Source organism: Rufibacter latericius (assembly GCF_003721515.1).
Lineage (GTDB): Bacteria > Bacteroidota > Bacteroidia > Cytophagales > Hymenobacteraceae > Nibribacter > Nibribacter latericius.
Genome location: NZ_RJJD01000005.1, coordinates 292,674 through 316,573, shown reverse-complemented (window position 1 = coordinate 316,573; position 23,900 = coordinate 292,674). Strand labels below are relative to the sequence as shown.

Sequence of the window (23,900 nt, the reverse complement as noted above, 5' to 3'; positions counted from 1 at the left end):
TTCTTAAAGGTTTGATATGAACTTTTGCGCTAGTTGTGCACGCAATCTGATTTTGCTGGCGTAGCTTCTGCTTGTCTATTGCTTTAAGAGCTTGGTTGTTTCATAATTGAGCTCCGAGCGCTCACGGCCGCGAGGCCCCGTCTTCCGGGTTCGCGCTGTGCCAGCTTCCTTTGCTCCCTTTGGTCGCAATGCCTGTCGGCACCGGAACCTGCCTAGGCGCTCACCAGAAAGACTGGAAAAGGGTTCTTCCAACTGGTGCGTTGTATAGTAAAGCCCGGCTAGGGTTAAAAGCTCTCTCTCTTTCCAAATACCTCTTTCCGAATATTCATGGTTCAAGTCTGTGACTTGGACCTATATTGACCTGCAGTTTGCAAACCAGTTAGGCGAAAGCCTCTAATCCTCGTTTGCTGATCCGCTGGCGCGAGCTTCCATCTCGGCCTTCATCCAACAAGAGAATCCTGTTTCGTTTTCAGCCATGAATGACGTTGTGTTTGTTCCCACAACAACCTAAATACCGCTTCTTCCACAACTATTCGTTTCTAAATCAAACCTGAAAGGCACTGCGCGTCCATGAGGTAAGTTGTAGGGTTCCTGAAAAAAGCGGTCCAACATTGTAATATTTAGGTACATCTGTAGACTAACAGAGAGAAACGCCTTCCTACTAACAACAAACCTTTATGATTAGATTACTACTTTCTCATCAATGGAAAGAAGCTACCCGTTCCAGTGTATGGCAGAAGAACCTTGCTGTGAACCTGGTGCTGGGCTTTTTCATGGTTCTCTTGTTGCTGTATGTAGTGGCGCTCAGCATTTTCCTGGACGAGATCATTGCGTGGGGATGGCCGGGCAATGATCCGGTGGTGGTGGTGAATGAGGCCCTACTGTATTATTTTCTGATTGATCTGGCATTGCGGTTTTTCATGCAAGAACTTCCGGTGCTGGGTATTCAGCCGTACCTGCATTTGCCGGTGGGCAAGGGAAAACTGATCCATTTTGTGCTCTGGAAATCCATTACCAGTCTTTTCAACTTCCTCCCGCTGTTGCTGTTTATTCCGTTCGCACTCAAAATGTTGCCGGGAGTGTACGGGATGACGGGTGCCTGGCTGTGGGTGGTAGGCCTCTTCCTGCTCACTTTGGTCAATAACTTCCTGACCATGTATTTCAAGCGCCAGCTGGTGGAAAAACCTCTGGTGACTGTTGGTTTCCTCTTGGCGGTAGTGATTCTGGCTACGCTGGACTACCTGAACTACATCTCCCTGGGAAAAGCATCGGGGGTGTTCTTTGAGGGGCTTGGCCAAAGCTCTGCCTGGGTACTGGTGCCGTTGGTGCTTCTGGTGGTAGTGTACCTGATCAATTACCGGTTTCTCATGGCGCACACTTATCCAGAGGAAATGCGCGTTGGGAAGCAGTCTAAAGTGGGTGATTCTACCGAGATCGGGTTTTTACAGCGTTTTGGCGAATTGGGCACCTTAATAGGACTGGAATTGAAACTGATTCTGCGCCACAAACGCCCCAAAACCACGGCTACCATGTCTCTCTTCTTTCTGGCCTACGGGTTTATCTTCTACACCAATAAGATGTACACCGATGGCTTTGCGATGCTCATTTTCCCGGGCATTTTCATGACTGGGTTTATGATGCTGAGCTACGGTCAGTTTGTGCCCGGGTGGCAAAGCGCCCATTTTGATGCCCTGCTCACCAAACGCCTGAGTCCTTACACCTTTTACCTGGCTAAGTTCTGGATGTTTGTGCCCGCCTGTGCCTTTGCGTACCTGGTCACACTACTCTACGGGCTCATGCCCGGCCATGGAGGCAAGATCATGCTCATCAACACCGCCTGCTTTCTCTATAACATAGGCATCAACACGTTTGTGGTGCTGTACCTGAGTACCTACAACAAGAAACGGATAGACCTGAGCAAGAGCGCTTCCTTTAACTGGCAGGGCGTAGGGGCTTCGCAGTTCATCATGATGTTGCCTGCTTTGCTGCTGCCTATCCTCATCTACCTACCATTTAGCTTGATGGGCAATCCTTGGTGGGGCATTGCAGCTATGGGCTTGGTAGGTTTGCTGGGATTCATTTTCCACAAGCAACTTTTGGGTGTGGTGGTGAAGCGCTTCCAGCAGGAGAAATACGCCATCGCAGCCGGTTTTCGGCAAGCCTAGTTTTACTCTTGATTTCTGATAAATAGCCTCAAAACGATATGATAGAAGTACGCGACCTTCAAAAGAACTACAACGGGGTGACGGTGGTGAACATCCCCGGGCTTACCGTGCAGAAAGGCGAAACCATTGGCCTGGTAGGAAACAATGGGGCCGGCAAGACCACTTTCTTCCGGATGATCCTGGACCTGATCAGACCTAGCAAAGGCGAGGTGTTCAGCAAAGGCGAGAACGTGCGCGCCACCGAAGACTGGAAACAGTACACCGGCTCGCATCTGGACGAAGGCTTCCTCATTGATTTCCTCACGCCCGAAGAATACTTCGCCTTCATCGGGAAACTGAACGGCCTGACTCCCGGCGATGTACAGGCGTTCCTGGACCGTTTCCGGGACTTCTTCAACGGCGAGATTCTGGAGCAGCGCAAGTACATCCGGGACTTCTCCAAAGGGAACCAGAAAAAGGTAGGAGTGGCCGCCGCCGTCATGTCAGACCCTGAGCTGCTGATCCTGGATGAGCCTTTCGCCAACCTTGACCCCAGCTCTCAGATCAGGCTCAAGAACCTGTTGAAAGACCTTAAACGTCAGGGCATGACCCTGCTCATCTCCAGCCACGACCTCAGCCACGTGATTGAAGTTTGCGACCGCATTGTGCTACTGGAAAAAGGCAGAGTCATTGAAGACATGAAAACCGATAATACCACACTACAGCAACTGGAAAGCTACTTTACGGTGTAGTTATCCACAGGAAGAAGCGGTGGGAAAGTGGTGCCTCCTAAGAAAGTAATCCACAGAAAATCTTACAAATATTAGCCCCTGTTTTCAGATCGTTTTAAGCAAAACGATCTGAAAACAGGTTTTTTTTGTGCCATACTGAGAAGAGAATTGGTTATTGCAATAAGCGCAAATATCTGGTTCGAGCTTGGAATAACGAAGATTGTAGGTTTACCGGTTTTAAGGTCCATTTCCTGAAAACTACCTGAAAACGCCTTTTCTGCTTGTGCGTAGAGAGATACCATACCACATGAAATGGATTCACTCACGCACGCTGCTTTAGGTGCCTGTCTTGGCGAGATCATGCTTTCCCGCAAATTGGGGAAACGAGCTTTGCTGTGGGGCGCAGTGGCTCAGAACCTCCCCGACATAGACGTGGTGGCGGCCCTTTGGCTACCTCCCTCAGAAAACGTATTGGTGCACCGTGGAGGCACGCACTCCTTTCTTTTTGCATTGGTAGCAGCTGCCCTGTTGGCTTTTTTAGCAAGGAAGTGGTACAAAGACCGACAAATTCCCTGGGGACAGTTCTTCCTGTTTTTCACGGTGCAACTGTTTGTCCATGACCTGCTGGATACCTGCAATGCCTACGGCACCGGCCTTTTGGAACCCTTCAGCCACGAGCGCTTTTCTTTCCACCTGCTGTACGTAGCCGACCCCTTGTTCACGTTATGGCCGTGCCTTGGCTTGATTGCGCTGCTGATGCAGAAAATAACCAAACCCGCCCGGTGGCGTTGGGCATTGGCAGGATTGATACCAGCGGGACTGTACTTGATATTTGCGATGTACAACCAGTCTAAGGTGAGTAACCAAATTGAGGCTTCACTCACCAGGCAGCAGTTGTCCCACACGCGGTATTTCGTCACACCCACACCGTTTAATACATTGCTTTGGTACGCGGTAGCAGCTACTGATGAAGGCTATTACGTGGGGCACAGGTCGGTTCTCGCACCGAAAGAAATGGCAACAAAGTTTACCTATTTCCCCAGAAATCAGCACTTGCTGACCTCGGCGGTGAGCAAGGAGGAAGTACAGGAACTGATTCGGGTGGCTAAGGGCTACCACACGGTAGAACGCTGGAACGACACGCTGGTCTTCAATGTGCTCAGGTACGGCCAGATACTGGGCTGGCAGAATCCCAGGGGGAAGTTCACGTTCCATTATTTCCTGAGTCCGCCGGGAGTGGATAACAAACAGGTGATGCAGCGCGGCCGCGTGAAAGGCTGGACCCGAGAAACCATAGACAACATGTTCCGGGCAATTTTCGTGAAACCTGAGGAAGAAGCAGGAGCAACATCCAAGTAAAAGCGTCTTCTGGTTTCGGATATGAAGGGAGCGGTTATTTGGCCTTAGCTTCTGAGATCATCAGGGAACAATAATCAAATACTATCAAAAGTGACCTACCTGCTCCATAGCGTAGACTGGCTGCTGATCTGGAACATCGTGTATTTTACGGTGCTGGTTCTGGTGTGCCTGCGCATCATCTATGACACCGGTTCCACGTCTAAAACGCTGGCGTACCTGCTGCTGGCCATCTTTGTGCCATTTGTGGGCATCCTCATTTACTTCTCCTTCGGGATCAATTACAAAAAGCGGAAGATCTACACCAAGAAACTGGTAGAAGACGAGATTTTTCTGCAGGAACTGGAAGAGCGCGTGCAGACGTACTCGGCGCAAACTTTAGCAGCCAGCAATGACACAGTGCAGGGATACAGAGAACTGGTGAACCTGCTGCTCAACGACGGGCTGAGTCCGTTAACCGGTGGCAATCGGGTGAAGCTGCTGCGAAACGGCGAGGAGAAGTTTCCAGAGGTGTTGCAGGCACTCCGTGAGGCCCGGCACTACATCCATCTGGAATACTACATCATTGAGAACGATACCATCGGGAACCAGATCAAAGACATCCTCATCCAGAAAGCCCGGACCGGGGTGGAGGTACGTTTCATTTATGACGATTACGGGAGCCGATCTATCCGGCGCGGATTTGCCGCCGAACTACGGGCTGCCGGGGTGGAGGCGTATCCTTTCCATAAGGTGCATTTCCTGCTGCTAGCCAACCGCCTGAACTACCGGAATCACCGCAAGATCATCATCATTGACACCCAAACAGCCTTTGTAGGCGGGTTGAACATAGCCGACCGTTACATAAACCAACCCCAAGGCGAAAACCGGAGCCTCTACTGGCGTGATACCCACCTGCGCATTGACGGCCCCGGCATTTACTACCTGCAGTACCTGTTCTTCTGTGACTGGAACTTCGCCTCGGGGAAACTGCTGCCCCCGCACCATCGGTACTTTGTGGCCCCGCCGCAGCCGCAGGCCCACACGCCGGTGCAAATTGCCGCCAGCGGACCAGATTCCCCCATGCCCACCATCCTTTTTTCTATGTTGCAGGCCATTTACCTGGCGCAGGAAGAAGTGCTCATCACCACGCCTTACTTTATTCCTGGCGAAAGCATTCTGCAGGCGCTTACGGTGGCAGCTTTAGGCGGAGTCAAGGTGAAACTGCTGGTGCCGGGCATCACAGACTCGGCGCTGGTGAACGCCGCTGCCTGGTCGTATTATGACGATATGCTCCATGCCGGGGTAGAGATTTACTTGTACCAAAAAGGGTTTATCCATGCCAAGACCATGGTCATTGACGGGGCTGTGAGCATGGTGGGCACTGCCAACATGGACAACCGCAGCTTCGAGCTGAATTTTGAGGTGAACGCCGTGGTCTACGACACTGATACCTCACAACAACTGCGGGAAATGTTTTACCAAGACCTCAGGCACGCTGATAAAATCAACCTGGAGGTTTGGCGGCAACGCTCCCACGTGAAACAGTTCTTCGAGAAACTGGCGCGGCTGCTGTCTCCGCTGCTTTAAAAGGGAAGAGGATAGAAACGTTTAGGACCTGGTTTTCTGAAAATGGTCCTAAAATGACTTATAAGTCAAAGCCTAACTGACACCGTTGCCCCATCAAAGCGGAGATGTTCTCCCGAAGCTCCAGATTGGTGGTAATCTCTTTGAACTCCTGCTCAGAACGGGTTTTGATTTGCTTCCGTTGGATGGCTTCAATAAAGCGACGGGCGTCATCAGGGGTTTCCAGTAACAAGCCAGGTACTTTGGCGGGTTTGTCGTCTTCGCCCTTGGCCACCATGGTGAGGTAGGAAGTGTTGGTATGCTTTACAATCCCGGATTTCACATTCTCCGCGATGACCTTGATGCCTACCAGCAGCGAGGTTTTACCCACGTAGTTCACCGATGCCAGCAAACTCACCAACTCGCCTACTTCCACTGGCTGAAGGAAATTCACCCCGTCTACCGTCACTGTCACGCAATAATTTCCCGCGTGCTTGGCCGCGCAGGCATACGCCACCTTGTCCATGAGCGAAAGCAGAATTCCCCCGTGGATTTTCCCCCCGAAGTTGGCGTAACTAGGAATCATCAGCTCGGTGAGCGTGGTGCGGGAATAGGAAACCGGGCGGAATAAATCGGGCTCAAGTCTGGGTAGCTGCATGGCCGTTTTTACGCAGTTTTCAGAAAAAGTGCCGAAAACAGGAGAACCCGGGGCAAACTCAGAAGGCAACGTGTTCTGCCGATACTTTGCCTACGTGAATAGAAAGGACCTTACAGGAAGATAACGTCGTCTACTACCTGTTCGCCCATTTCCAGATTGATCAAGGTCATGACTTTTCCTTTGGCCATGTTTAACTCGTGTTTAAGCGGGGCCGAGGTAAGACGCACGTACAGTTTGCGGTTGCGTACAAACACCTCCTGCGTTTTCATGGAGATGGCCTTGCCCATGATCTTTTCCCAGGAGCTCACCAACTGCACCTCGCTCAGTTTTCCGTTCAGTTTATAGGCTTTGAGCATGGCATCAATACTGTCTTTCAGGGAGATAGTATCGGCTTTGCGCATGAACGGACTTCTGGGATTAAGCGGACGCAGGGACATAGGAGGCTCTTTTAGGTGATGCTACGGCGCTAAGGTACTGCAATTGTACACGGGTTAGTGAGGTTTCGGGCAGATGAATTTACCCACTCGGTTATCCCCATTAAGGTACGCAGTTATGCACCTTTGCTTTTAGCCTGATTATCAGAAAACGAGCTTAAAACATTTTTCCTTCATACGAGACTTCTCTTCTTTTTACGGTGATGTAGAAAATTTTTTTAAGTGGATCGCTAAGGTTTTTTGGTAGAGCATCAGTGAAATCCTTAGCCTTTACTAATGCCTTCGCTGACGCCAGCGGCACAAAAAACTGACAACTAATTAACTATTCTTCGTCTTCTTCAATCGTCACGGCAGTGCCTTCAGAGATTCTGAACCGGCGGATGTTATTAGACAAGGGTTGCAGGATTTTGTCGGTGCGTTCTAGGTGGGTGTCGGTGAGGAAGATCTGGCCGAAGGTGTTATTAGCCACCAGTTGCATGAGCTGGGTGATGCGTTTCTCGTCCAGGCGGTCAAAGATATCATCCAGGAGCAGAAGCGGTTTTTGGCCGTTTTTTGAAGAAAGCACCTCAAACTGCGCCAGCTTGAGCGCGATGACATAACTTTTCTGCTGTCCCTGTGACCCGAAGTTCTTCACGCTCTTGCCGTCCATCAGGAACACGAAATCGTCTTTGTGCGGGCCCACGGTGGTGCGTTGCAGGAGCAGGTCTTTGCGCTGGCTCTGGTCAAGCAGGTAGGCGTAGTTCTGCCGGATCAATTGGCTCTGGTAACTCAGCGTCACCACTTCATGGGAGTCTGAGAGGTGGCGGTAATGGCGCTGGAAAACAGGTTCAAAGGTCTCCAGGAAGGCGGCCCGCCGAATGCTCAACTCTGTTCCCAAGGGCATGATTTGCTCGTCCAGGATCTGCAGGTACTCTTTGTCAACGTAGCTTTTCTCGTAAAACTGCTTCAGAAGCGAGTTGCGCTGCTTGAGAATATAGGTGTATTGAATGAGCAAATCAAGGTAGGAGTGGTCCAGTTGGGCCATGAGGCTATCAAAGAACTTGCGGCGCTCCTCGCTTCCTTCCCTGATCAGATCCGTGTCATACGGCGAGATCAACACTACCGGAAACTTACCCACGTGCTCGCTCACGCGGTCGTAAGGGGCTTTGTTTAAGGTGATAATCTTTTTCTGACCCGTCTTTAAATAACACTGAACAGCGCTTATTTTCTCTTCGGTTTTAAACCGGCCTCGTACAATGAAATAGTCTTCGCCCTCTTTGATGTTCTGCAGGTCTGAGGAGGTAAAAGCACTTTTGGTAAGCGAGAGATAATGGATGGCATCCAGCAGGTTGGTTTTGCCGCTGCCATTGTCACCAATGAAACAGTTGATGTGCGAAGAAAAAGGCAGGGTGGCTTCCTCGTAATTCTTGAAGTGCAGTACGTGTAGATTTTCGAGGAGCATGAACTTGTTTACAGATTTTTACTTAATTTCGCATGATATAATATCTTACAGAACTGAGCCCGGGCTAAATCTACTCTGAAAAAGCCGGTTGCCAAGCTCTGAATTTTTGACTTAACCCTTACGAATACACATACAGTATGGCAGAGACGAAAGCAGCGAAAGCGAATGATGCGAAAAAGGCAAAGGTAAACGCTGCCCCAGCATTTTCAAAAGAGACCTACATGCGCTGGTATGAGATGATGCAGCTCATGCGCAAATTTGAGGAGAAAGCCGGTCAGTTATACGGCCAGCAGAAAATCAAAGGTTTCTGTCACCTTTACATTGGGCAGGAAGCCTGTGCGGCCGGTGCCATCACCGCCCTCACCAAAGACGATAAATGGATTACCGCGTACCGCGACCACGCCCACCCGCTAGGGTTAGGCACCTCGCCAAACGCCGTAATGGCCGAGCTGTACGCCAAAGCCACCGGTTGCTCTAAAGGCAAAGGCGGTTCCATGCACATTTTCGATAAAGAAGTGAATTTCGTAGGAGGTCACGGCATTGTAGGCGCGCAGGTTCCGCTTGGCGCTGGTCTGGCCTTCGCTGAGAAATACAACAAAACCGGTAACGTGGCCATTACTTACATGGGTGACGGAGCCGTTCGCCAGGGTGCCCTGCACGAGGCCTTCAACATGGCCATGCTGTGGAAACTGCCCGTGATCTTTGTGGTAGAAAACAACGGCTACGCCATGGGTACCTCCGTGCAGCGTACCTCAAACGTAACTGAGCTGTACAAACTTGGTTTGTCTTATGACATGCCTTCTGAAGCCGTGAACGCCATGCGTTGCGAAGATGTGCACGACGCTGTATCCCGTGCCGCTGAGCGTGCCCGCGCTGGTGAAGGCCCTACCTTCCTGGAGTTCCGCACTTACCGCTACAAAGGCCACTCTATGTCTGACCCGGCTAAGTACCGCACCAAAGAAGAACTGGAAAGCTACCGCAACCAAGACCCAATTGAGAGCGTGCGTTTTACCATCCTGGAAAACAAATTCGCCACAGAGCAGGAGTTAGAGGAGATCGACAACAAAGTGAAGGCCCAGGTTCAAGAGTCTGTGGAGTTCGCCGAGAAGTCTCCTTACCCAGCCCCAGAGGAATTGTACACCGATATCTACGTAGAGAAAGACTATCCTTACGTGATGGACTAAAAAACCGCGGCCGTGGGAACCTGAGGTAACAATTTGGGGTTCAACGGGCAAGGCTTTTTCTGAGAACAGCATCTAAATCCTTTTTTTATAATTACTGATGTCAAATAACACAATCAAGCGCGAAGGCGAATTCGAGCTATTAGAAAACCCGGATGCGCTGGCTGACCGGCTGTTGAAGTCGGAGAGTTTTGTGGAGCGCCACAAAAACCTGTTCATCGGGATTTTTGTAGCCATTGCTGCCGCCGTAGTAGGAGGGTTCCTGTATTACCAGAACCAGCAGACGAAAAACCAGGAAGCGCTGGCTGCCATGTTCCAGGCCGAATATTACTTAGAAGCTGATTCCCTGAACAAAGCCCTGAACGGCGATGGCCAAAATGATGGTTTCAAAGCGGTAGCCGATGAGTACGGCAGCACCAAAGCCGGTAAACTGGCCAACTTCTACGCGGGTGTTGTTTCTCTAAAGCAAGGCAAATACCAGGAAGCCCTGAACTATCTGGAGGAATTCAAATCTGATGACCTTCTGCTTCAGGCCCGTGCCTACAGTCTGCAAGGCGATGCTAATTTGGAGTTAGGTAAAAAAGAAGAAGCCGCTGCCCTTTACAAGAAAGCCGCTGAGCACAAAGCCAACGATTACTTCTCACCGCAATACCTGATGAAGGCTGCTGTGGCCCATGAGTCGGCTAACCAGTACTCAGAAGCGATAGAAGTGTATGACCGCGTGATCAATGACTACCCATTAAGTCCAGAGGTAAACGAGGCCAAAAAATACAAAGCCCGTGCCGAAGGATTAGCCAAGAAATAAGGCTCATTAGAGCTAAACAAAAACAGAGCGGCCTGCCGGAAATAAAATTCGGCAGCCGCTCTGTTTTTTTATGCAATTTTGCGTACAACCGTTTCCGGGCAGTTTTCCGCAAAATCAGCCGAAAACCCGTACGCTCAACCCCACCTATAAACTCCCTGAAAAGATGGCAAGCGCCCTTAAAAACCTCAGTTCCTATAACTCCGATAACCTCCCGGATATCTCCGGCAAGAAGTTTGGCCTGGTAGTGGCAGAATGGAACAAAGAAATCACCGATACCCTATGCAAAGGTGCCTATGAAACGCTGCTGCAACACGGGGCCAAACCCGAGAACATCCACCGCAACACCGTACCCGGCAGTTTCGAATTAACGCTGGGCGCACAGTTCCTGGCCCAGAGCAACGAGATAGACGCGGTGATCGCCTTAGGCGTAGTAATCAAAGGCGAAACCAAACATGATGACTATATCTGCCACGCTGTCGCGCAGGGACTCACCCAAGTAGGTCTCAAATTCAACAAACCCGTGATCTTCGGGTTGGTGACCACCAATGATGAGCAACAGGCCTGGGACCGCGCCGGAGGCAAACACGGCAACAAAGGCGTAGAAGCTGCTGCCACCGCCATCCAGATGCTTAATTGGGTGAATTAAACGCCATCTTTCCGCTAGAAACAAATCTTGTGCTGCGGAGACGAATTGCTTATTCGCTACAAAGATGAACTTGAAATAAAAATCAAAGACCTCCTTTAGAAGTATAAGTCTTCAGCTTCATCAGCAGAAAGGGCCACCCCAGTAACGGGTGGCCCTTTCTGCTGATGAATTTTTGAGAAGTTCTTTGCTTGAAATCCAAGACATTTTAGGCCTGTTTTCTAAAAAGAAGGCCTAAAAGAGAGGTTAGAATTGGAATGCCCTGCAAGAAAGAAAAGCTTAGAACGCCAAGCCAACCGACAAACCAGCCCTCGGGCTAAATCCACCGAAGGTGCCCAGATCAAAATCCTTTTCTCCACCTCCGCCTTTCACGGTGGCAGCATTGAAGCCTGGCCCGGCAAAAGCATCTAGGACAAAATGCTTGCTGATGATAAGCTGATACCCTACCAAAGCCCCGCCTCCAAAGGAGGTGAGAGTGCCTTTTGCTTCGGTATCTTCGCGGGTGAGGTCAAAGTCCTGGTAGCGCAGGTAACCGGCACCGTAGAACCCAGACGGGGCGTTTCCCATAAAAAAATACCGAACTTCTGGTGTGATTCCGTATCCGTCAAACTTGGTGTCCTTCACTTTCATGCCGCTTTTGAAATACCCGATCTGGGCGCTCATCTGCGGAGAAAAGGCAAACTCGCCAAAAAAGGAACCGGTTTTCACTATCGGGCTGAACACGTTGGCCTTTAGGGTAACGTGCTGGGCCTGCAACATCTGAGGAACTGAGATCAAAAAGAATAAGGAGAACACCACGAAGAGCTTCTTCATAAAGGCAAAAGTTAAGGTTTAGAAGCCCTAGTCAGAAATGATGCCAGCTTTAAATAGAGGGTTGGAGAAAAGTAAAATAGCTTCTAAACGGGGTGAAATTGTAAAATTTGGCTACGATTTTGATCTTCAGTTTAGATTTACAAAATATTAACTGTATTTTTGCGCAAAAAATAATTAGGCAGTTCTTTTATAAATCGGAGGAACGTATAAATTCTGCGTATTTTTACGCAGAATAAACTTTCAGAAAAGAAGACTGTCTAAGATTAAATACTAACAAACTATAGCCTAACCGTTACGAACCCTAAAGCCATGAGTGAAGAAAAACAGCGGTATTCCCAAGAGGAATTGAACGAATTTCAGGAAATCATCATTGAGAAGCTAAATAACGCCCGCAAAGAGGTTGGCTTTATAAAAGAAACCTTGAGCCGTCGTAATGACTCCGGAACTGACAATACTGCCTCAACTTCTAAAGTGCTGGAAGATGGAGCAGATACTCAGGAGAAAGAAAGCTTGAACCAATTGGCCTCGCGTCAGTTGAAGTTTATCCAGCAGTTGGAGAACGCCCTCATCCGCATCAAAAACGGAAGTTACGGCGTGTGCATCAAGTCTGGTAAACTGATCCCGAAGGAGCGTTTGAAGGCGGTGCCGCATACGCAGCACACCATTGAGGCCAAGATGAGCCGCAACGACTAACAAAACCGAATACAATTTGAACCTGTTACTGAATCATCTTCAGGCGCTTATTTTTTGCGCCACTTCGCCGGTGTCAATTGAGGAATTGCAGAAATGCCTTTCTGAGGCGCTGGTCACCGAGGTGAGCGTAAGTGATGTATTGGAGGGAATTGAGCAGTTGAATGCTCAATTCTCTACCGATGCCTTCGCTTTTCAGATCTATGCCATTGGCGGGGGATACCAGTTCCTCACCAAACCTGCTTACCAAGACTCAGTCAGTATTTTATTGAAGCATAAATCCAAGAAGAAGCTCTCTGCTTCGGCTCTGGAGACCTTGGCGATTATCGCCTACAAACAACCCATTACCCGCTCACAGATAGAGCAGATCAGAGGCGTTAGCTGTGACTACGCCATCCAGCGGCTTTTAGAGAAAGGCTTGTTGGAAATCAAGGGCAAAGCCAACACCATTGGCCGCCCGGTGCTGTTTGGCACCAGCCAGAAGTTCATGGAATATTTCGGCATCAACCACCTCAAAGACCTTCCGCAGCTCAGAGACCTGGCCCCGGAAGAGAACACCATCGGCGAAACCGCTGACCTATAATCCAGAATCACATCTTTTGATACAGTAGCGATACTGCAGTTTTTCACAACAACATGGCTAGAAACGAAGACACGCCTCAAGAAGGCAACGACCGCGCACGGGATAATTCCCGCGGCGGCGAAAGAAAAGTATTTGGCAGAGGCACCCGCTTTGACCGTCCGGCACCCGGCGACCGCGAAGGAGGCTTCCGCAACAGAAACAGAGATTCAGACAATTCAGATAGACCTTCGTCAGACCGCGACCGCTCAGAAAGACCCCGCCGCGAAGATGACCGTGACGGAGACATCAACACCCGCCGCGAGGACAGAGAACGCGCACCAAGAAGAGAGAATGACCGCCGTGGCGGCGATTTCCGGCCGGCCCGTGGCTTTGAAAGACCAGACCGTGGCAACAACGACCGTCGTGACGAGAGACCTCGTGGCGAAAATGACCGCTCAGACCGCAGCAGACCAGCCAGAGAAGGCGGCTTCAACCGTTCTGAAGGCAGAGACAGCCGAGGCGGTGGTTCTTTCCAGGACCGCCGTGAAGGTGGCAGAGGCCCGGCTCGGGGCGGTGAGGAAAGAGGCGGCGAGCGCCGTTCTTTCGGGAACCGTGACGAGCGTGGCGGTGACCGTCGCGAAGGTGGCCGTCCGTCTTTTGGCGGTGGTAGAGAAGACAACCGCGGAGCACGTGGGGGTGACCGCCGCGAGGGAGGATTCTCCTCTGACCGCAACGACCGCGGCTTCAATCGTGGTGGTGATGACCGCAGAGAAAGAGGCGGAGACAGAGAAGAACGGGGCTTTAACCGGGGCGGTGAGCGCCGGGATGACAGAGGCTTCAACCGTTCAGACGACAGCCGCAGAGATGCTCCGCGCGAAAACAGGCCGTTTTCCGGAAATCGGGACGAAAATCGTTCTGAGCGCCCGGCTCGCAGAGAAGGCGATCGTCCGTTCGACCGCAATGCTCCACGTGAAAACCGCGGCCGGGATGAGCGTCCTTCTTTCCAGAGACGCGATGACCGTCCTGAGCGTGGTGCTGCCCGCCCAGACCGCAACAGCCGCCCTGAAAGAGACAACAAAGGCTTCAAAGAAGGCCGCTTTGGCCGTTCAGACGAGGAAACCCAGGAGGCTCCGGCTTACAACCTGAAACGCTACGAAGAACGCCAAAAACGCAAAAACCCAGAATACGGCACCGAAGACCTGCGCCTGAACCGCTACATCGCCAATGCGGGTATCTGCTCACGCCGCGAAGCCGACGAACTCATCGCCGCCGGCGAAATCAAGGTAAACGGACAGGTGGTAACGGAGATGGGCTACAAAGTGGCGCCTTCAGACACGGTGCAGTATGGCCGCAAAACGCTTAGTCGCGAGAAAACGGTGTACGTGCTGTTGAACAAACCAAAAGACTTCCTAACCACCACCGATGACCCAGAAGGCCGCAAGACCGTGATGGATCTGGTGAAGAATGCCTCCAAAGAGCGGTTGTTCCCGGTGGGCCGTCTGGACAGAAATACCACTGGTTTGCTGCTGTTCACCAATGACGGTGAACTGGCCCAAAAATTGACGCACCCTTCCAATAAGGTGTCTAAAATCTACCAGGTTGAACTGGATAAGCCGATCACGCAGGAGCATGTGAAGCAGATTCAGGAAGGCCTGGAACTGGAAGATGGCAAAGCCGAAGTAGATGATGTCGCTCTTCTGGGAGATAGCAACAAGTTCCTGGGTATTGAGATCCACATTGGCCGGAACCGCATTGTGCGCCGTATTTTTGAACACTTGGGCTACGAAGTAGTAACGCTGGACCGTGTGCAGTACGCTGGGCTTACCAAAAAAGACCTGCCAAGAGGCAACTGGCGCTTTCTGTCAGAAAAAGAAGTCGTGCGCCTGAAATACTTTATGTAATCTGTCGTTCCTAGAATGCTGAATCTGGCGATAGACCGGGGGAATACCCGCATCAAGGCCGGTCTTTTTAAAGACGGGCTTTTGGTGCAACAGCTCACCTGCCCAGACTTTCCCGCATTGGGGAAAGAACTGGCAGGAGTGTCCCTGCAGAACGCCATCATGTCATCGGTAAGCCAGGAGTCGGCGGAGTTGGTGCAGCACATTACGGTAACGGGGCAGCGGGTCTTGTTTGATTCCCAAACTCCGGTACCTGTGCACAACAACTACGGAACACCGCACACGCTGGGGGTTGATCGGCTGGCTGCCGCGGTGGGGGCGCAGTACCTGTTCAAAGGGCACCATTGCCTGATCATAGACGCGGGAACCTGCATCACCTATGACCTGCTGGAAGCCGATGGCATGTTCCAGGGCGGAAGCATCTCTCCGGGGGTGACCATGCGCTACCAGGCGGTGCACACCTTTACCGGTAAACTGCCCCTTCTGGAAGGCCACGAGTTACCGCCCAGGCCCGGCAAAACCACCGCCGAGGCGATCAAAGGGGGGATTCTCTACGGGGCAGTGGCTGAGGCAGAGGGTATGATTCAACATTATGAACGTCAATACAAACCGTTGACGGTTATTCTGTGCGGCGGTGACGCCCCGTTTTTTGAAAGTACAGTAAAAGCACGCATCTTTGTCATTCCCGAATTGGTTTTAATCGGGTTAAACCGAATACTTGAGTATAATGTATAAGCCTTTCCGCGCACTGTTATTGATCTCTGGTTTAGCAATTGGGTCACAGCAACTACAGGCGCAACAGCTCTCCAACTCTCCTTATTCCCGCTTTGGCGTAGGTGACCTGGTGCACGGCACCGGGTCTATCCGTAGTGCCGCTATGGGGCAGGTAGGGGTGGCCAACGGGAGCGCTGCTCTTGTCAATGATATCAACCCGGCGCTGCTTTACTATAATAACTCTGTGACGTTTGAGGCCACTGTGGCTTCTGAACTGAAGCGCTTGTCAGATAAAAACACCTCGCAGGTAGACGGAACCGCCAACTTGGGCAATCTTTCCCTGGTACTTCCTATTTCCCGCCGTTGGACGACTGGCTTGGGGTTGAGACCTTACAGCCGGGTGAACTACACTACCATCTCCTCTGCTCCCGTAACCGGGGCCGAGAGCACGGTAACCTCTTATAGCGAGTATACCGGTAGCGGTGGTATCAACGAGGTTTATTTTGCCCATGGTGTACGCATTGCCAACGGCTTAACGGTAGGGGCTTCGGGGTCTTTTCTGTTTGGGACTATTGACCGGCAGGAATCTACCATTCTGGTAGACTCAGAGGACTCCACCAGCGCGCTGCAGAAAACCCTCATCCATACCACTTCCAAGTATTCTGGCCTAATGTTCAAAGGAGGGCTGCACTACCGGAAGAAGATCAGCGACAAAGCAAGCCTGGGTTTCGGGGGTACCTATACCACCAAAGCCAACATCGGCACAAACCGTCAGGTGGCTCAGGAGCGCCGCTTCCTGGATGAATCGGTTATCTCCAGCCTGGTGACAGATAGCCTGGAAGGATATACCACCGTACCGCAGATGCTACAGTTGGGACTGTCTTTCGACAATAACCGGAACTGGTCTGTAGGGGCAGATTTCACCCAGGTGAAAGGATCTTCCTTCAGAGGGTTCAGCCTAGAAAAAGAAGGCGGCCGCCAGGAACTAGGTGATGGGTTCCGGGTAGGTATCGGGACGGAGATCACCCCAGACGCGGGATCAGTGAGTTCTTACCTTAAGAGAGTAACTTATCGGTTTGGGGGCTATTTCGGCAGCACAGACATCAATGCCATTTCACCGGGAAATACCACACCCACTACCCATGACCTGAAAGACATGGCCGTTACTTGGGGTTTCTCCCTTCCTCTGGGAAGAGGGGTTCGTCCGCCAGACTATACCCAGGCACTGTTGAATACCAGTTTTACCGTAGGTCAACTGGAAGCCAAAAACACAGGGCTTAAAGAACAGTACTTCAGGGTAAACTTGGGGGTGACCTTCAACAACCGGTGGTTTGTAAAACGTAAGTTTGACTAAGCTGCCGCTTTTCTACCGGTACAGATAAAAGAAAGACAGATACCAGGTCCCTAAATCAGACTTTGATTTTTGGGGTCTGGTATCTGAACCGTTTAAAGGAATGAGTAATTTGTCTCAAGTTCTGCTGCGTAAACAAGGGTGGAGGAATCCACATCTCTTTTGGGTGCTATTTTTGGCGTGTTTTAGCTGGAGTTGCCAGAAAGCAGATGAGAACATCAAACCCATTCAGTACAATGGGCCAACCTCCGAAACCTACAACCAGGTCACCATCTACAGCGACTCCGCCCAGATGAAACTGAAGCTGAGCGCCCCGGTAGAGCAGCAGCTGCAGAACGGTGACATCATTTACACCAAGGGCATGTACATCACCTTCTATGAAGAAAACAAGCCTACCACCATTATTACCGCTAAGTACGGCCGCTATGACAAAGCCAAGGACCAATATGTGGCCCGCAATGATGTGGTAGTGAAGAACATAGTGAAAAATGAACAACTGAACACCGAGGAACTCTTCTGGGAGCGGCAGAAACAATCTATCTTCACAGACAAGTTTGTGCGTATCACCAGTACCGAGGAAGTAGTGACCGGCGTGGGCCTTACCGCCAAACAAGATTTCTCAGACTATACCTTAAAGCAATTCTCCGGTTCTTTCGTTTTGAAGCAATGAACTTAAAGCAAACCATATACATGGCGCTGGCCGTCGCTTTCCTGGTGATAGGCGTGCATCAATCCATTGTGAATGGCGTGGTGGAAAGTTACTGGATCATCATGCTGTCTATCATCTTTCTCATGCTTTTCCGTATGAATAAGGCAAAGCCTTAATTTTACCCGCTGCATGGACCCTGTCATTCTGTATATAATTGCCGCGGCAGGATTTCTGCTCTTTTCGCTGTTTGGCCTAGCCGAAGTGGCCGTGCGGCAGATAGGCCGGTCCTACATCCGGTTGCAGGTTTCAGAGCATCCCCAATCTATTTCAGGCTTTTTACTGAAGCGTGAGAAGCAATCGCTGCTGACTATCTACGTTGGAACGGGGCTGGCCCTTATTCTCCAGGGGTTGGGTGGCTTCGGGAGCCTTTCCTTTCTGCTGCAACGCTTTCTTCAGGAGGGCATAGCAAGCCTTTTGGCGGGCCTGGCCACCTTTTTACTTATCGGCGCGCTGTATGTGGTGACGGGTATGCTGGCCAGCCTGATTTCGCCCATTCGGTTGTTCAGGGGAGTGGCTCCGGTGCTCGCTTTCTTCTTTGTGCTTTTCTATCCGCTTACGTTTCTGGTACAAGGCATTTTTGGCCTGTTTTCTGAAAAAGAAGACGAAAACGAGACCGAGGTAATGGCCAACGCACTGGCTTTTCAGCCCTTTTCCGTCAGGATCCAGACTCCCGATGAACTGGTGTTGACTCCCAACAGCGAGGTAGACAGCAAAATCTTCAACAATGCCCTGGAGTTCAAGAATGTAAAGGTGCGAGAATGCATGGTGCCCCGTACCGAGATTGACGCCATTGAACTGGAAGATGGGGTAGAAGCCTTGCGGCAGGCGTTTATTGACACAGGCCACTCCAAAATCCTCATTTACCAAGACTCCCTGGACCACATTCTGGGCTACTGCCACCAATTCTCTCTGTTCAACAATCCGGCTACGGTAGAGGAAATGCTGACGCCCATGGAAGCCGTGCCTGAGAACATGCTGGCGCGTGAGCTTTTCGTGAAGTTCATCACCGAGCACCGCAGTATTGTGTTGGTGCTGGATGAGTTTGGCGGCACCTCGGGCATTGTGACCCTGGAAGACGTGATGGAAGAAATACTGGGCGATATTAACGATGAGTACGATGAGGAAGATCTCCTGGAGCAAGCTTTGCCCCAACCAAATTCCTATCTGTTCAGCGCCCGGCAGGAGATTGATTACCTAAACGATAAATACAACCTCAACCTGCCCGAGGGCGACTATGAAACTTTAGGCGGTTTTATCTTGTCTGTACTGGAGGAAATACCCACGGCGGGCGATGTGGTGGTGGTTCCGCCCTTTGAGATCAGAATCCTTTCCATGGATGAGCACCGCATCAATACGGTACATCTTTCGGTAAGGTTGGCCTCTCCAGAAGAATAACCTGCTCTATAGACACTTATATTTTGATTTTATCACTTATTGCGATTATTTTGCATAACGCTTAAAATACGTCTAATACTTACATGGCATTAATTAACAAGATTCGGGAGAAGTCAGGGTTCGCCATTGGCGCAATTGCCATTGGCTTGCTCATTTTCATTGTGTTGGGAGACCTGCTGGGGCCAAATTCCCGGTTGTTCGGAAGCAATACAACAGTAGGGGAAGTTGCCGGGCATGAAGTGTCTGTGCAGGAGTTTGAAGCCATGTTTGAGGAGGCGAAAAACAACTACGCCAACCAGTACGGCCGCCAGCCTTCTGAAGCTGAACTGGCTTCAATCCGGGAGCAAACCTGGAACCAGTTAGTATTCAAATATGCCTTTGAAGGTGAGTTTGAGAAGGTAGGTTTAGGCATTTCCGCCGATGAGCAGGTAGACATGGTGCAGGGACGCAACGTGCACCCGGCCCTGAAGCAAATGTTCACCGATCCACAGACCGGTCAGTTCAACGTAGAGCAGGTAAAACAGACCTTGCGCAACCTGGGCAGCATGCCTCCGGAGCAACAAGCCGCCTGGCGTAAATACGAGCAAGACCTGGCCACCGACCGTCTTCGTAACAAATATTACAACCTGTTCACGTTCTCAAACTACGTGACCACTGAGGAAGCCAAGCGTTTCAACGCTGAGCAGAATACCAAAGCCACCATCAAGTCTTTGTTCGTTCCTTATTTCAGCATCGCTGATTCAACGGTGAAAGTAACCGATGACCAACTGAGCGAATACCTGAACAAAAACAAAAAGAAATTTGAAGTAGAAGAAGGCCGTTCCATCACCTACGTAACCGTACCGGTAACTGCTTCTAAAGACGATAGCGCTGCTTACAGCACTGAGACTGCTGAATTGGCTTCGCGTTTCGCTACCGCTGAGAACGACTCTCTGTTTGTGAAAGCAGAATCTGAGACTCCGTTCAACGCGGCTTACTTGCCCGCCAACGAATTGCCTGAGGAACTGAAAACCCAAGCTCTGGAAAAAGGAAAGCTTTATGGCCCTTTTACCCAAAACGGTGCTTTCAGCCTGTACAAGATCATAGACGTGAAGGAAGGTGGCCAAGCCTCTGTACGCGCCAGCCACATCCTGATCAAACCAGAAAACACAACTCCAGAAGGCAAAGCTGCCGCCAAAGCCAAAGCTCAAGGCATCTTAAACCAGATCAAAGGCGGTGCTAACTTTGCCCAATTGGCAAGCCAGCACGGTACCGACGGAACAGCCTCTCAAGGCGGTGACTTAGGTTGGTTCACTGAAGGCCGCATGGTGCCAGCATTCGAGAAAGCGGTATTCGCCGCTCCGGGTGTTGGTCTGTTGCCTAACCTGGTAGAGACCGAATATGGCTACCACATCGTGAAAATCACAGAGCCTAAAACTACTAAGACGTATCAGGTGGCCCAGGTGACCAGAGCGATGACGCCAAGCGATAACTCCCGTGAGTTCGCTTTCAGCCGCGCCGGAGCCATCGCCGCCAACAGCTCTGACCTGGAAAGCTTCAACAAAGCCGTTGCCGCTGAAAAAGGAGTAATCAAAGCCGAAGCCAAAAACATCACTTCCGCAGATCGTTCCATAAACAACCTGCAGAACGCCCGCGAACTGGTACGTTGGGCTTTCTCTGAAGACACCAAAGAAGGTGCCGTATCTCCGGTGATCACCATGGATGACCAATACGTAGTAGCCGTGTTAACCGGCAAACGCGAAAAAGGAACCGCCAAGGTAGCCGATGTACGTGATGAATTGACTGCCGCCGTTCGCAATGAACTGAAAGCCAAGAAAATCAAGGAGAAGTTAGCTTCTGCTACGGGCTCATTAGAGCAAATTGCTGCTAAATATGGTCCAGATGCACTGGTTCGTCCGGCCAATGATGTAACCTTAGGTGCTGCCACTATCCCAGGCTTGGGTCTGGAGCCAGTAGTAGTAGGAAGAACCTTCGGCCTGAAACCTGGTCAGCGCTCCGCACCTATTGATGGCGAAGGTGGTGTTGTCATCACTGAACTGGTAAGCCTGAGCCCTGCTACCCCAGTGGCCGATGTGGCCTCTGTGAAGCAGCAGTTGCAAGGAACCCGTGCCGGACGTGTGCAAGGTGCCCTGTATGAAGCTGTTCGCAAGAACGCCAAGATTGAAGACAACCGCGTTCGGTTCTTCTAAGACCAAGCGTTTTACAGACATACCACAAGAGCCGCGCTACCCAGCGCGGCTCTTGTGGTTTCAGGCAGATCCATCGTTTAGAGAATGTTTTTCAAAAACGAGGCAAAAACGGTATATTGAACAGGCAGAGAATACGTTAAGGGAGAAGAGCTTAGCTGACAGAGATCATGAAGAATAAATTACTGTTGATTTGGCTATTAGTGATAGGGTGTATAGGCTTTTCTGCGCCGCAGGGTTGGGCCCAAAGCACAGCAGAGAAAATGGCCCTGGCCAAGGAGTATCTGCGCCAGAGCGATTACCCCAAAGCCGAAGCCCTTTTCATCCAACTGGCGGAACAGGAAGTACAGTTTGGTCTGGTCTACCCAGATTACCTGAAGACCCTGCTGGCTCTGCGCAATTACAAAGAAGCCGAAAAGCTGGTAAAGCGTGCCCAGAGGAAATATCCCGATGTACCAGCCTATACCATTGACGAAGGACGGGTGCTACAGGCCTCGGGCAACGGGGCCGCCGCCGAGAAGAAATGGGCCCAGGTAATACAAACCACTACCCCAGAGAACGTCTACGGCGTGGCCACTGCGTTTCAGCAGGCAGATATGTTCCCCTTTGCCGAGCAAGCCTATCTGCGCGCCCGGCAGTTAAGCGGAAGTGAAAAGACCTTTGCCGCGCAGTTACTTCAGCTCTATGCCTATCAGCGCAAAACAGACCAGTTGGTTGAGGAAGTACTGCGCCAGGTAAAAAGTGATAACGTGCCGCTTACGTATGCCCAGAACCTGTTGCAGAATGCCCTGCGCGACGAAGAATCGTTGAACATGCTGGAGCAGCGCCTCATGACCGCCGTACAGGCCGAGCCAGACGCCACGCCCGTTCAGGAACTGTTGATCTGGACCTTGCTGCAACGCAAAGACTTCGGGCCGGCACTTATGCAGACCCGTGCCCTGGACCGCCGTACGCAGGGAGGCGGTGCCCGCGTCCTTTCTATGGCCGACATCAGCCTGCGCAACAAAGATTACGCTACCGCCATTGAGGGCTACACCTACGTGATGGAGCAGTACCGCACCGGTGAGTTGTACCCCATCGCGCGGCAGCGCATCATCCAGGCCCGCGAGGAACAGGTGAAGAATACGTTTCCGCTGGACAAAGAGAAGATCAAGCTGCTGGCCCAGGAATATGAAACCCTGTTGCAGGAACTCGGGCGCACTGACCGCACCGCCGAGGTCATCAAAGAACTAGGCGAGTTACAGGCCTTTTATCTGGGAGCGCAGGAGACCGCCATCAAAAACCTACAGGAGGTGATTGCCATGCCTCGGGCCCAGCCCAACGTAGTGGCAGAAGCCAAGCTCATTCTAGCCGATGTGTATTTGCTGCGCGGAGAGCCCTGGGAGAGCACGCTTCTCTACAGCCAGGTAGAGAAAACCCACAAAGAGCAGCCGCTGGGCTACGAAGCCAAGCTCCGCAACGCCCGCTTGAGTTACTACAAAGGAGATTTTGAACTGGCCCAAAGCCACCTGGACATCCTGAAGCTAGCGACGAGCCGGGAGATTGCGAACGATGCCCTGGACCTGAGTCTGCTGATTATTGACAACACCGGCATGGACACCTCGGCGGCGGCGCTCAAAGAATACGCCGCCATTGATTTCCTGGTGTTCCAGCACAAATACCCCGAAGCCCTTGCCGCTCTAGACAAACTGATTACCAAGTATCCCGGCCACAGCCTCACCGACGAAATCTATTTTCAGAAAGCCGAGCTGCAGCAACAGATAGGTCAGTTTCCAGAGGCCGCTAAAAACCTGCAACTCATCATCGAGAACCCCAAATACGACATCCTCTCAGATGATGCCCTGTTCCTGCTAGCCAAACTGAACGAGGAAAACCTGAAGCAGCCCGAGAAAGCCCAGGAACTCTACAACCAATTACTGGTGAAACACCCCGGCAGCGTGTTTGTAGCCGAAGCCCGCAAACGCCTCCGGAAATTGAGGGGAGATAAAGTCTAAAGGAAGGCTTTGCTGTGCTTTGGGGGTCTTTTCTGATAAGTAGCCTTAAAACTAGGATCAGTTAAAAGAGGAGAAAACAGGCTACTAAGAAATTAATTTTTCACCACAATCTCAGGCTTCACCTGTTGCAGCTCCCAGAGAAATTCCTGTTTCTGAGCGGGGGAGAGATAAACCGTATCCCAGCGGTTATAATGAATGATCAGGCCGTTCAGCCCCAGTGCTGGCCGAAAGCCAGACCAGGGCGACTGGTTCTGGTGTATTTCCCTGATCTGTTGGATAAGGATCTTGCCGTGTAGCGGGCCGCACCTAAAATGCAGCATCTCCCCGCAAGTGCGGTAGTAAGTGCCAAACCACATCCAGAGCAGCAAACCGCTGAGCAGCACGCAAAACAAGGCCAGGCCAATCTTTCCGGGCAAAGGCAGGTTGCTTTGCAGTTCCTGAACCATCACCGCACTTAGCAGCGCAATGGTGCCCCAAATCCCTAGGGCACTCACCCAGCTTTTAGAAGAACGGAACGTAAGAGAAACCATGGGCTAATCTGTGGGTTTCCTCCAAGGTAGCAAAGTGCTGGTTGTAGTTCAGCGGCTTTAAGCGTGTTTTCCTTAAAATATGCTTAAAGCTTAGTCCCGGAAGAAAATAAACAAAATAGC

22 protein-coding genes are annotated in these 23,900 nt (G+C 51.1%); 17 read left to right on the top strand and 5 right to left on the bottom strand.

Going from position 1 to position 23,900, the window contains the following annotated elements; all coding sequences use genetic code 11:
* Nucleotides 1-677 precede the first annotated feature (677 nt).
* The 4 genes from EFB08_RS10930 to cls all read left to right on the top strand — a co-directional run bounded on the left by EFB08_RS10930 (nt 678) and on the right by cls (nt 5,800).
* Nucleotides 678-2,165, top strand: coding sequence for a DUF5687 family protein (locus EFB08_RS10930; protein ID WP_123126977.1), 1,488 nt, complete (start codon nt 678-680; stop codon nt 2,163-2,165).
* A gap of 38 nt (nt 2,166-2,203) precedes the next feature.
* The gene (locus EFB08_RS10925) at nt 2,204-2,896 is read left to right on the top strand and encodes an ABC transporter ATP-binding protein (protein ID WP_123126976.1); all 693 of its coding nucleotides are present in this window, start codon (nt 2,204-2,206) and stop codon (nt 2,894-2,896) included.
* A gap of 291 nt (nt 2,897-3,187) precedes the next feature.
* Nucleotides 3,188-4,234, top strand: coding sequence for a metal-dependent hydrolase (locus EFB08_RS10920; protein WP_123126975.1), 1,047 nt, complete (start codon nt 3,188-3,190; stop codon nt 4,232-4,234).
* Between the two features lie 90 nt (nt 4,235-4,324).
* Nucleotides 4,325-5,800: a cardiolipin synthase gene (gene cls, locus EFB08_RS10915; protein WP_123126974.1), complete on the top strand. Its 1,476-nt coding sequence runs from the start codon at nt 4,325-4,327 to the stop codon at nt 5,798-5,800.
* 58 nt (nt 5,801-5,858) lie between these two features.
* On the opposite strand, the gene EFB08_RS10910 is transcribed toward cls, so the two are convergent.
* The 3 genes from EFB08_RS10910 to recF form a co-directional block, all read right to left on the bottom strand.
* Entirely contained in the window at nt 5,859-6,434 is a 576-nt protein-coding gene (locus tag EFB08_RS10910; protein ID WP_123127063.1) for an acyl-CoA thioesterase, read from the bottom strand.
* A gap of 110 nt (nt 6,435-6,544) precedes the next feature.
* Entirely contained in the window at nt 6,545-6,871 is a 327-nt protein-coding gene (locus EFB08_RS10905) for a DUF721 domain-containing protein (protein WP_123126973.1), read from the bottom strand.
* Between the two features lie 319 nt (nt 6,872-7,190).
* Nucleotides 7,191-8,309 (bottom strand): DNA replication/repair protein RecF, encoded by a 1,119-nt coding sequence (gene recF, locus EFB08_RS10900; protein ID WP_123126972.1) that lies wholly within the window; start codon nt 8,307-8,309, stop codon nt 7,191-7,193.
* Nucleotides 8,310-8,446: 137 nt separating this feature from the next.
* On the opposite strand from recF, the gene pdhA reads away from it, so the two are divergent.
* From pdhA to ribH, 3 genes are all read left to right on the top strand, one after another.
* Nucleotides 8,447-9,493, top strand: a complete 1,047-nt coding sequence (pdhA, locus tag EFB08_RS10895) for a pyruvate dehydrogenase (acetyl-transferring) E1 component subunit alpha (RefSeq protein ID WP_123126971.1) — start codon at nt 8,447-8,449, stop codon at nt 9,491-9,493.
* A 97-nt stretch (nt 9,494-9,590) separates the two neighbouring features.
* The gene (locus EFB08_RS10890; protein WP_123126970.1) at nt 9,591-10,295 is read left to right on the top strand and encodes a tetratricopeptide repeat protein; all 705 of its coding nucleotides are present in this window, start codon (nt 9,591-9,593) and stop codon (nt 10,293-10,295) included.
* Between the two features lie 163 nt (nt 10,296-10,458).
* A complete protein-coding gene (ribH, locus tag EFB08_RS10885; protein WP_123127062.1) occupies nt 10,459-10,941 on the top strand; it encodes a 6,7-dimethyl-8-ribityllumazine synthase in 483 nt (160 codons plus the stop codon).
* Between the two features lie 276 nt (nt 10,942-11,217).
* Here ribH and EFB08_RS10880 read toward each other — a convergent pair whose 3' ends face one another.
* On the bottom strand, nt 11,218-11,751 hold the full coding sequence (locus tag EFB08_RS10880; protein ID WP_123126969.1) for a DUF3575 domain-containing protein: 534 nt from the start codon (nt 11,749-11,751) through the stop codon (nt 11,218-11,220).
* Nucleotides 11,752-12,060: 309 nt separating this feature from the next.
* Between EFB08_RS10880 and EFB08_RS10875 the strand changes: the two genes are divergently transcribed.
* The 10 genes from EFB08_RS10875 to EFB08_RS10835 all read left to right on the top strand — a co-directional run bounded on the left by EFB08_RS10875 (nt 12,061) and on the right by EFB08_RS10835 (nt 23,250).
* Complete coding sequence (locus tag EFB08_RS10875) at nt 12,061-12,444, top strand: TraR/DksA family transcriptional regulator (protein WP_123126968.1); 384 nt, start codon at nt 12,061-12,063, stop codon at nt 12,442-12,444.
* A gap of 16 nt (nt 12,445-12,460) precedes the next feature.
* A complete protein-coding gene (scpB, locus tag EFB08_RS10870; protein ID WP_123126967.1) occupies nt 12,461-13,024 on the top strand; it encodes an SMC-Scp complex subunit ScpB in 564 nt (187 codons plus the stop codon).
* Nucleotides 13,025-13,077: 53 nt separating this feature from the next.
* Nucleotides 13,078-14,904 carry a pseudouridine synthase gene (locus tag EFB08_RS10865; RefSeq protein ID WP_123126966.1) on the top strand — a complete coding sequence of 609 codons (1,827 nt, stop codon included), beginning with the start codon at nt 13,078-13,080 and terminating at the stop codon, nt 14,902-14,904.
* A 15-nt stretch (nt 14,905-14,919) separates the two neighbouring features.
* Nucleotides 14,920-15,636 carry a type III pantothenate kinase gene (locus EFB08_RS10860; RefSeq protein ID WP_123126965.1) on the top strand — a complete coding sequence of 239 codons (717 nt, stop codon included), beginning with the start codon at nt 14,920-14,922 and terminating at the stop codon, nt 15,634-15,636.
* On the top strand, nt 15,629-16,969 hold the full coding sequence (locus tag EFB08_RS10855; RefSeq protein ID WP_123126964.1) for a PorV/PorQ family protein: 1,341 nt from the start codon (nt 15,629-15,631) through the stop codon (nt 16,967-16,969). The genes EFB08_RS10860 and EFB08_RS10855 overlap by 8 nt, the downstream gene beginning before the upstream one ends.
* Nucleotides 16,970-17,069: 100 nt before the next feature.
* Nucleotides 17,070-17,636: an LPS export ABC transporter periplasmic protein LptC gene (lptC, locus tag EFB08_RS10850; protein ID WP_123126963.1), complete on the top strand. Its 567-nt coding sequence runs from the start codon at nt 17,070-17,072 to the stop codon at nt 17,634-17,636.
* The gene (locus tag EFB08_RS23485) at nt 17,633-17,791 is read left to right on the top strand and encodes a hypothetical protein (RefSeq protein WP_165864862.1); all 159 of its coding nucleotides are present in this window, start codon (nt 17,633-17,635) and stop codon (nt 17,789-17,791) included. Before lptC ends, EFB08_RS23485 begins: the two co-directional genes overlap by 4 nt.
* A 13-nt stretch (nt 17,792-17,804) precedes the next feature.
* Nucleotides 17,805-19,070, top strand: coding sequence for a hemolysin family protein (locus tag EFB08_RS10845; protein ID WP_123126962.1), 1,266 nt, complete (start codon nt 17,805-17,807; stop codon nt 19,068-19,070).
* Between the two features lie 83 nt (nt 19,071-19,153).
* The gene (locus EFB08_RS10840; protein ID WP_123126961.1) at nt 19,154-21,259 is read left to right on the top strand and encodes a peptidylprolyl isomerase; all 2,106 of its coding nucleotides are present in this window, start codon (nt 19,154-19,156) and stop codon (nt 21,257-21,259) included.
* Between the two features lie 167 nt (nt 21,260-21,426).
* Nucleotides 21,427-23,250, top strand: a complete 1,824-nt coding sequence (locus EFB08_RS10835; RefSeq protein WP_123126960.1) for a tetratricopeptide repeat protein — start codon at nt 21,427-21,429, stop codon at nt 23,248-23,250.
* A 92-nt stretch (nt 23,251-23,342) separates the two neighbouring features.
* On the opposite strand, the gene EFB08_RS10830 is transcribed toward EFB08_RS10835, so the two are convergent.
* Nucleotides 23,343-23,780, bottom strand: a complete 438-nt coding sequence (locus EFB08_RS10830; protein ID WP_123126959.1) for a PH domain-containing protein — start codon at nt 23,778-23,780, stop codon at nt 23,343-23,345.
* Between the last annotated feature and the right edge of the window lie 120 nt (nt 23,781-23,900).

Bases quoted from the DNA above. Each gene is read 5' to 3' on its own strand.
- EFB08_RS10930 (WP_123126977.1), top strand. From the start codon at position 678: ATGATTAGATTACTACTTTCTCATCAATGGAAAGAAGCTACCCGTTCC.
- EFB08_RS10925 (WP_123126976.1), top strand. From the start codon at position 2,204: ATGATAGAAGTACGCGACCTTCAAAAGAACTACAACGGGGTGACGGTG.
- EFB08_RS10920 (WP_123126975.1), top strand. From the start codon at position 3,188: ATGGATTCACTCACGCACGCTGCTTTAGGTGCCTGTCTTGGCGAGATC.
- EFB08_RS10910 (WP_123127063.1), bottom strand. From the start codon at position 6,434: ATGCAGCTACCCAGACTTGAGCCCGATTTATTCCGCCCGGTTTCCTAT.
- EFB08_RS10905 (WP_123126973.1), bottom strand. From the start codon at position 6,871: ATGTCCCTGCGTCCGCTTAATCCCAGAAGTCCGTTCATGCGCAAAGCC.
- recF (WP_123126972.1), bottom strand. From the start codon at position 8,309: ATGCTCCTCGAAAATCTACACGTACTGCACTTCAAGAATTACGAGGAA.
- pdhA (WP_123126971.1), top strand. From the start codon at position 8,447: ATGGCAGAGACGAAAGCAGCGAAAGCGAATGATGCGAAAAAGGCAAAG.
- EFB08_RS10890 (WP_123126970.1), top strand. From the start codon at position 9,591: ATGTCAAATAACACAATCAAGCGCGAAGGCGAATTCGAGCTATTAGAA.
- ribH (WP_123127062.1), top strand. From the start codon at position 10,459: ATGGCAAGCGCCCTTAAAAACCTCAGTTCCTATAACTCCGATAACCTC.
- EFB08_RS10880 (WP_123126969.1), bottom strand. From the start codon at position 11,751: ATGAAGAAGCTCTTCGTGGTGTTCTCCTTATTCTTTTTGATCTCAGTT.
- EFB08_RS10875 (WP_123126968.1), top strand. From the start codon at position 12,061: ATGAGTGAAGAAAAACAGCGGTATTCCCAAGAGGAATTGAACGAATTT.
- EFB08_RS10865 (WP_123126966.1), top strand. From the start codon at position 13,078: ATGGCTAGAAACGAAGACACGCCTCAAGAAGGCAACGACCGCGCACGG.
- EFB08_RS10860 (WP_123126965.1), top strand. From the start codon at position 14,920: ATGCTGAATCTGGCGATAGACCGGGGGAATACCCGCATCAAGGCCGGT.
- EFB08_RS10855 (WP_123126964.1), top strand. From the start codon at position 15,629: ATGTATAAGCCTTTCCGCGCACTGTTATTGATCTCTGGTTTAGCAATT.
- lptC (WP_123126963.1), top strand. From the start codon at position 17,070: ATGAGTAATTTGTCTCAAGTTCTGCTGCGTAAACAAGGGTGGAGGAAT.
- EFB08_RS23485 (WP_165864862.1), top strand. From the start codon at position 17,633: ATGAACTTAAAGCAAACCATATACATGGCGCTGGCCGTCGCTTTCCTG.
- EFB08_RS10845 (WP_123126962.1), top strand. From the start codon at position 17,805: ATGGACCCTGTCATTCTGTATATAATTGCCGCGGCAGGATTTCTGCTC.
- EFB08_RS10840 (WP_123126961.1), top strand. From the start codon at position 19,154: ATGGCATTAATTAACAAGATTCGGGAGAAGTCAGGGTTCGCCATTGGC.
- EFB08_RS10835 (WP_123126960.1), top strand. From the start codon at position 21,427: ATGAAGAATAAATTACTGTTGATTTGGCTATTAGTGATAGGGTGTATA.
- EFB08_RS10830 (WP_123126959.1), bottom strand. From the start codon at position 23,780: ATGGTTTCTCTTACGTTCCGTTCTTCTAAAAGCTGGGTGAGTGCCCTA.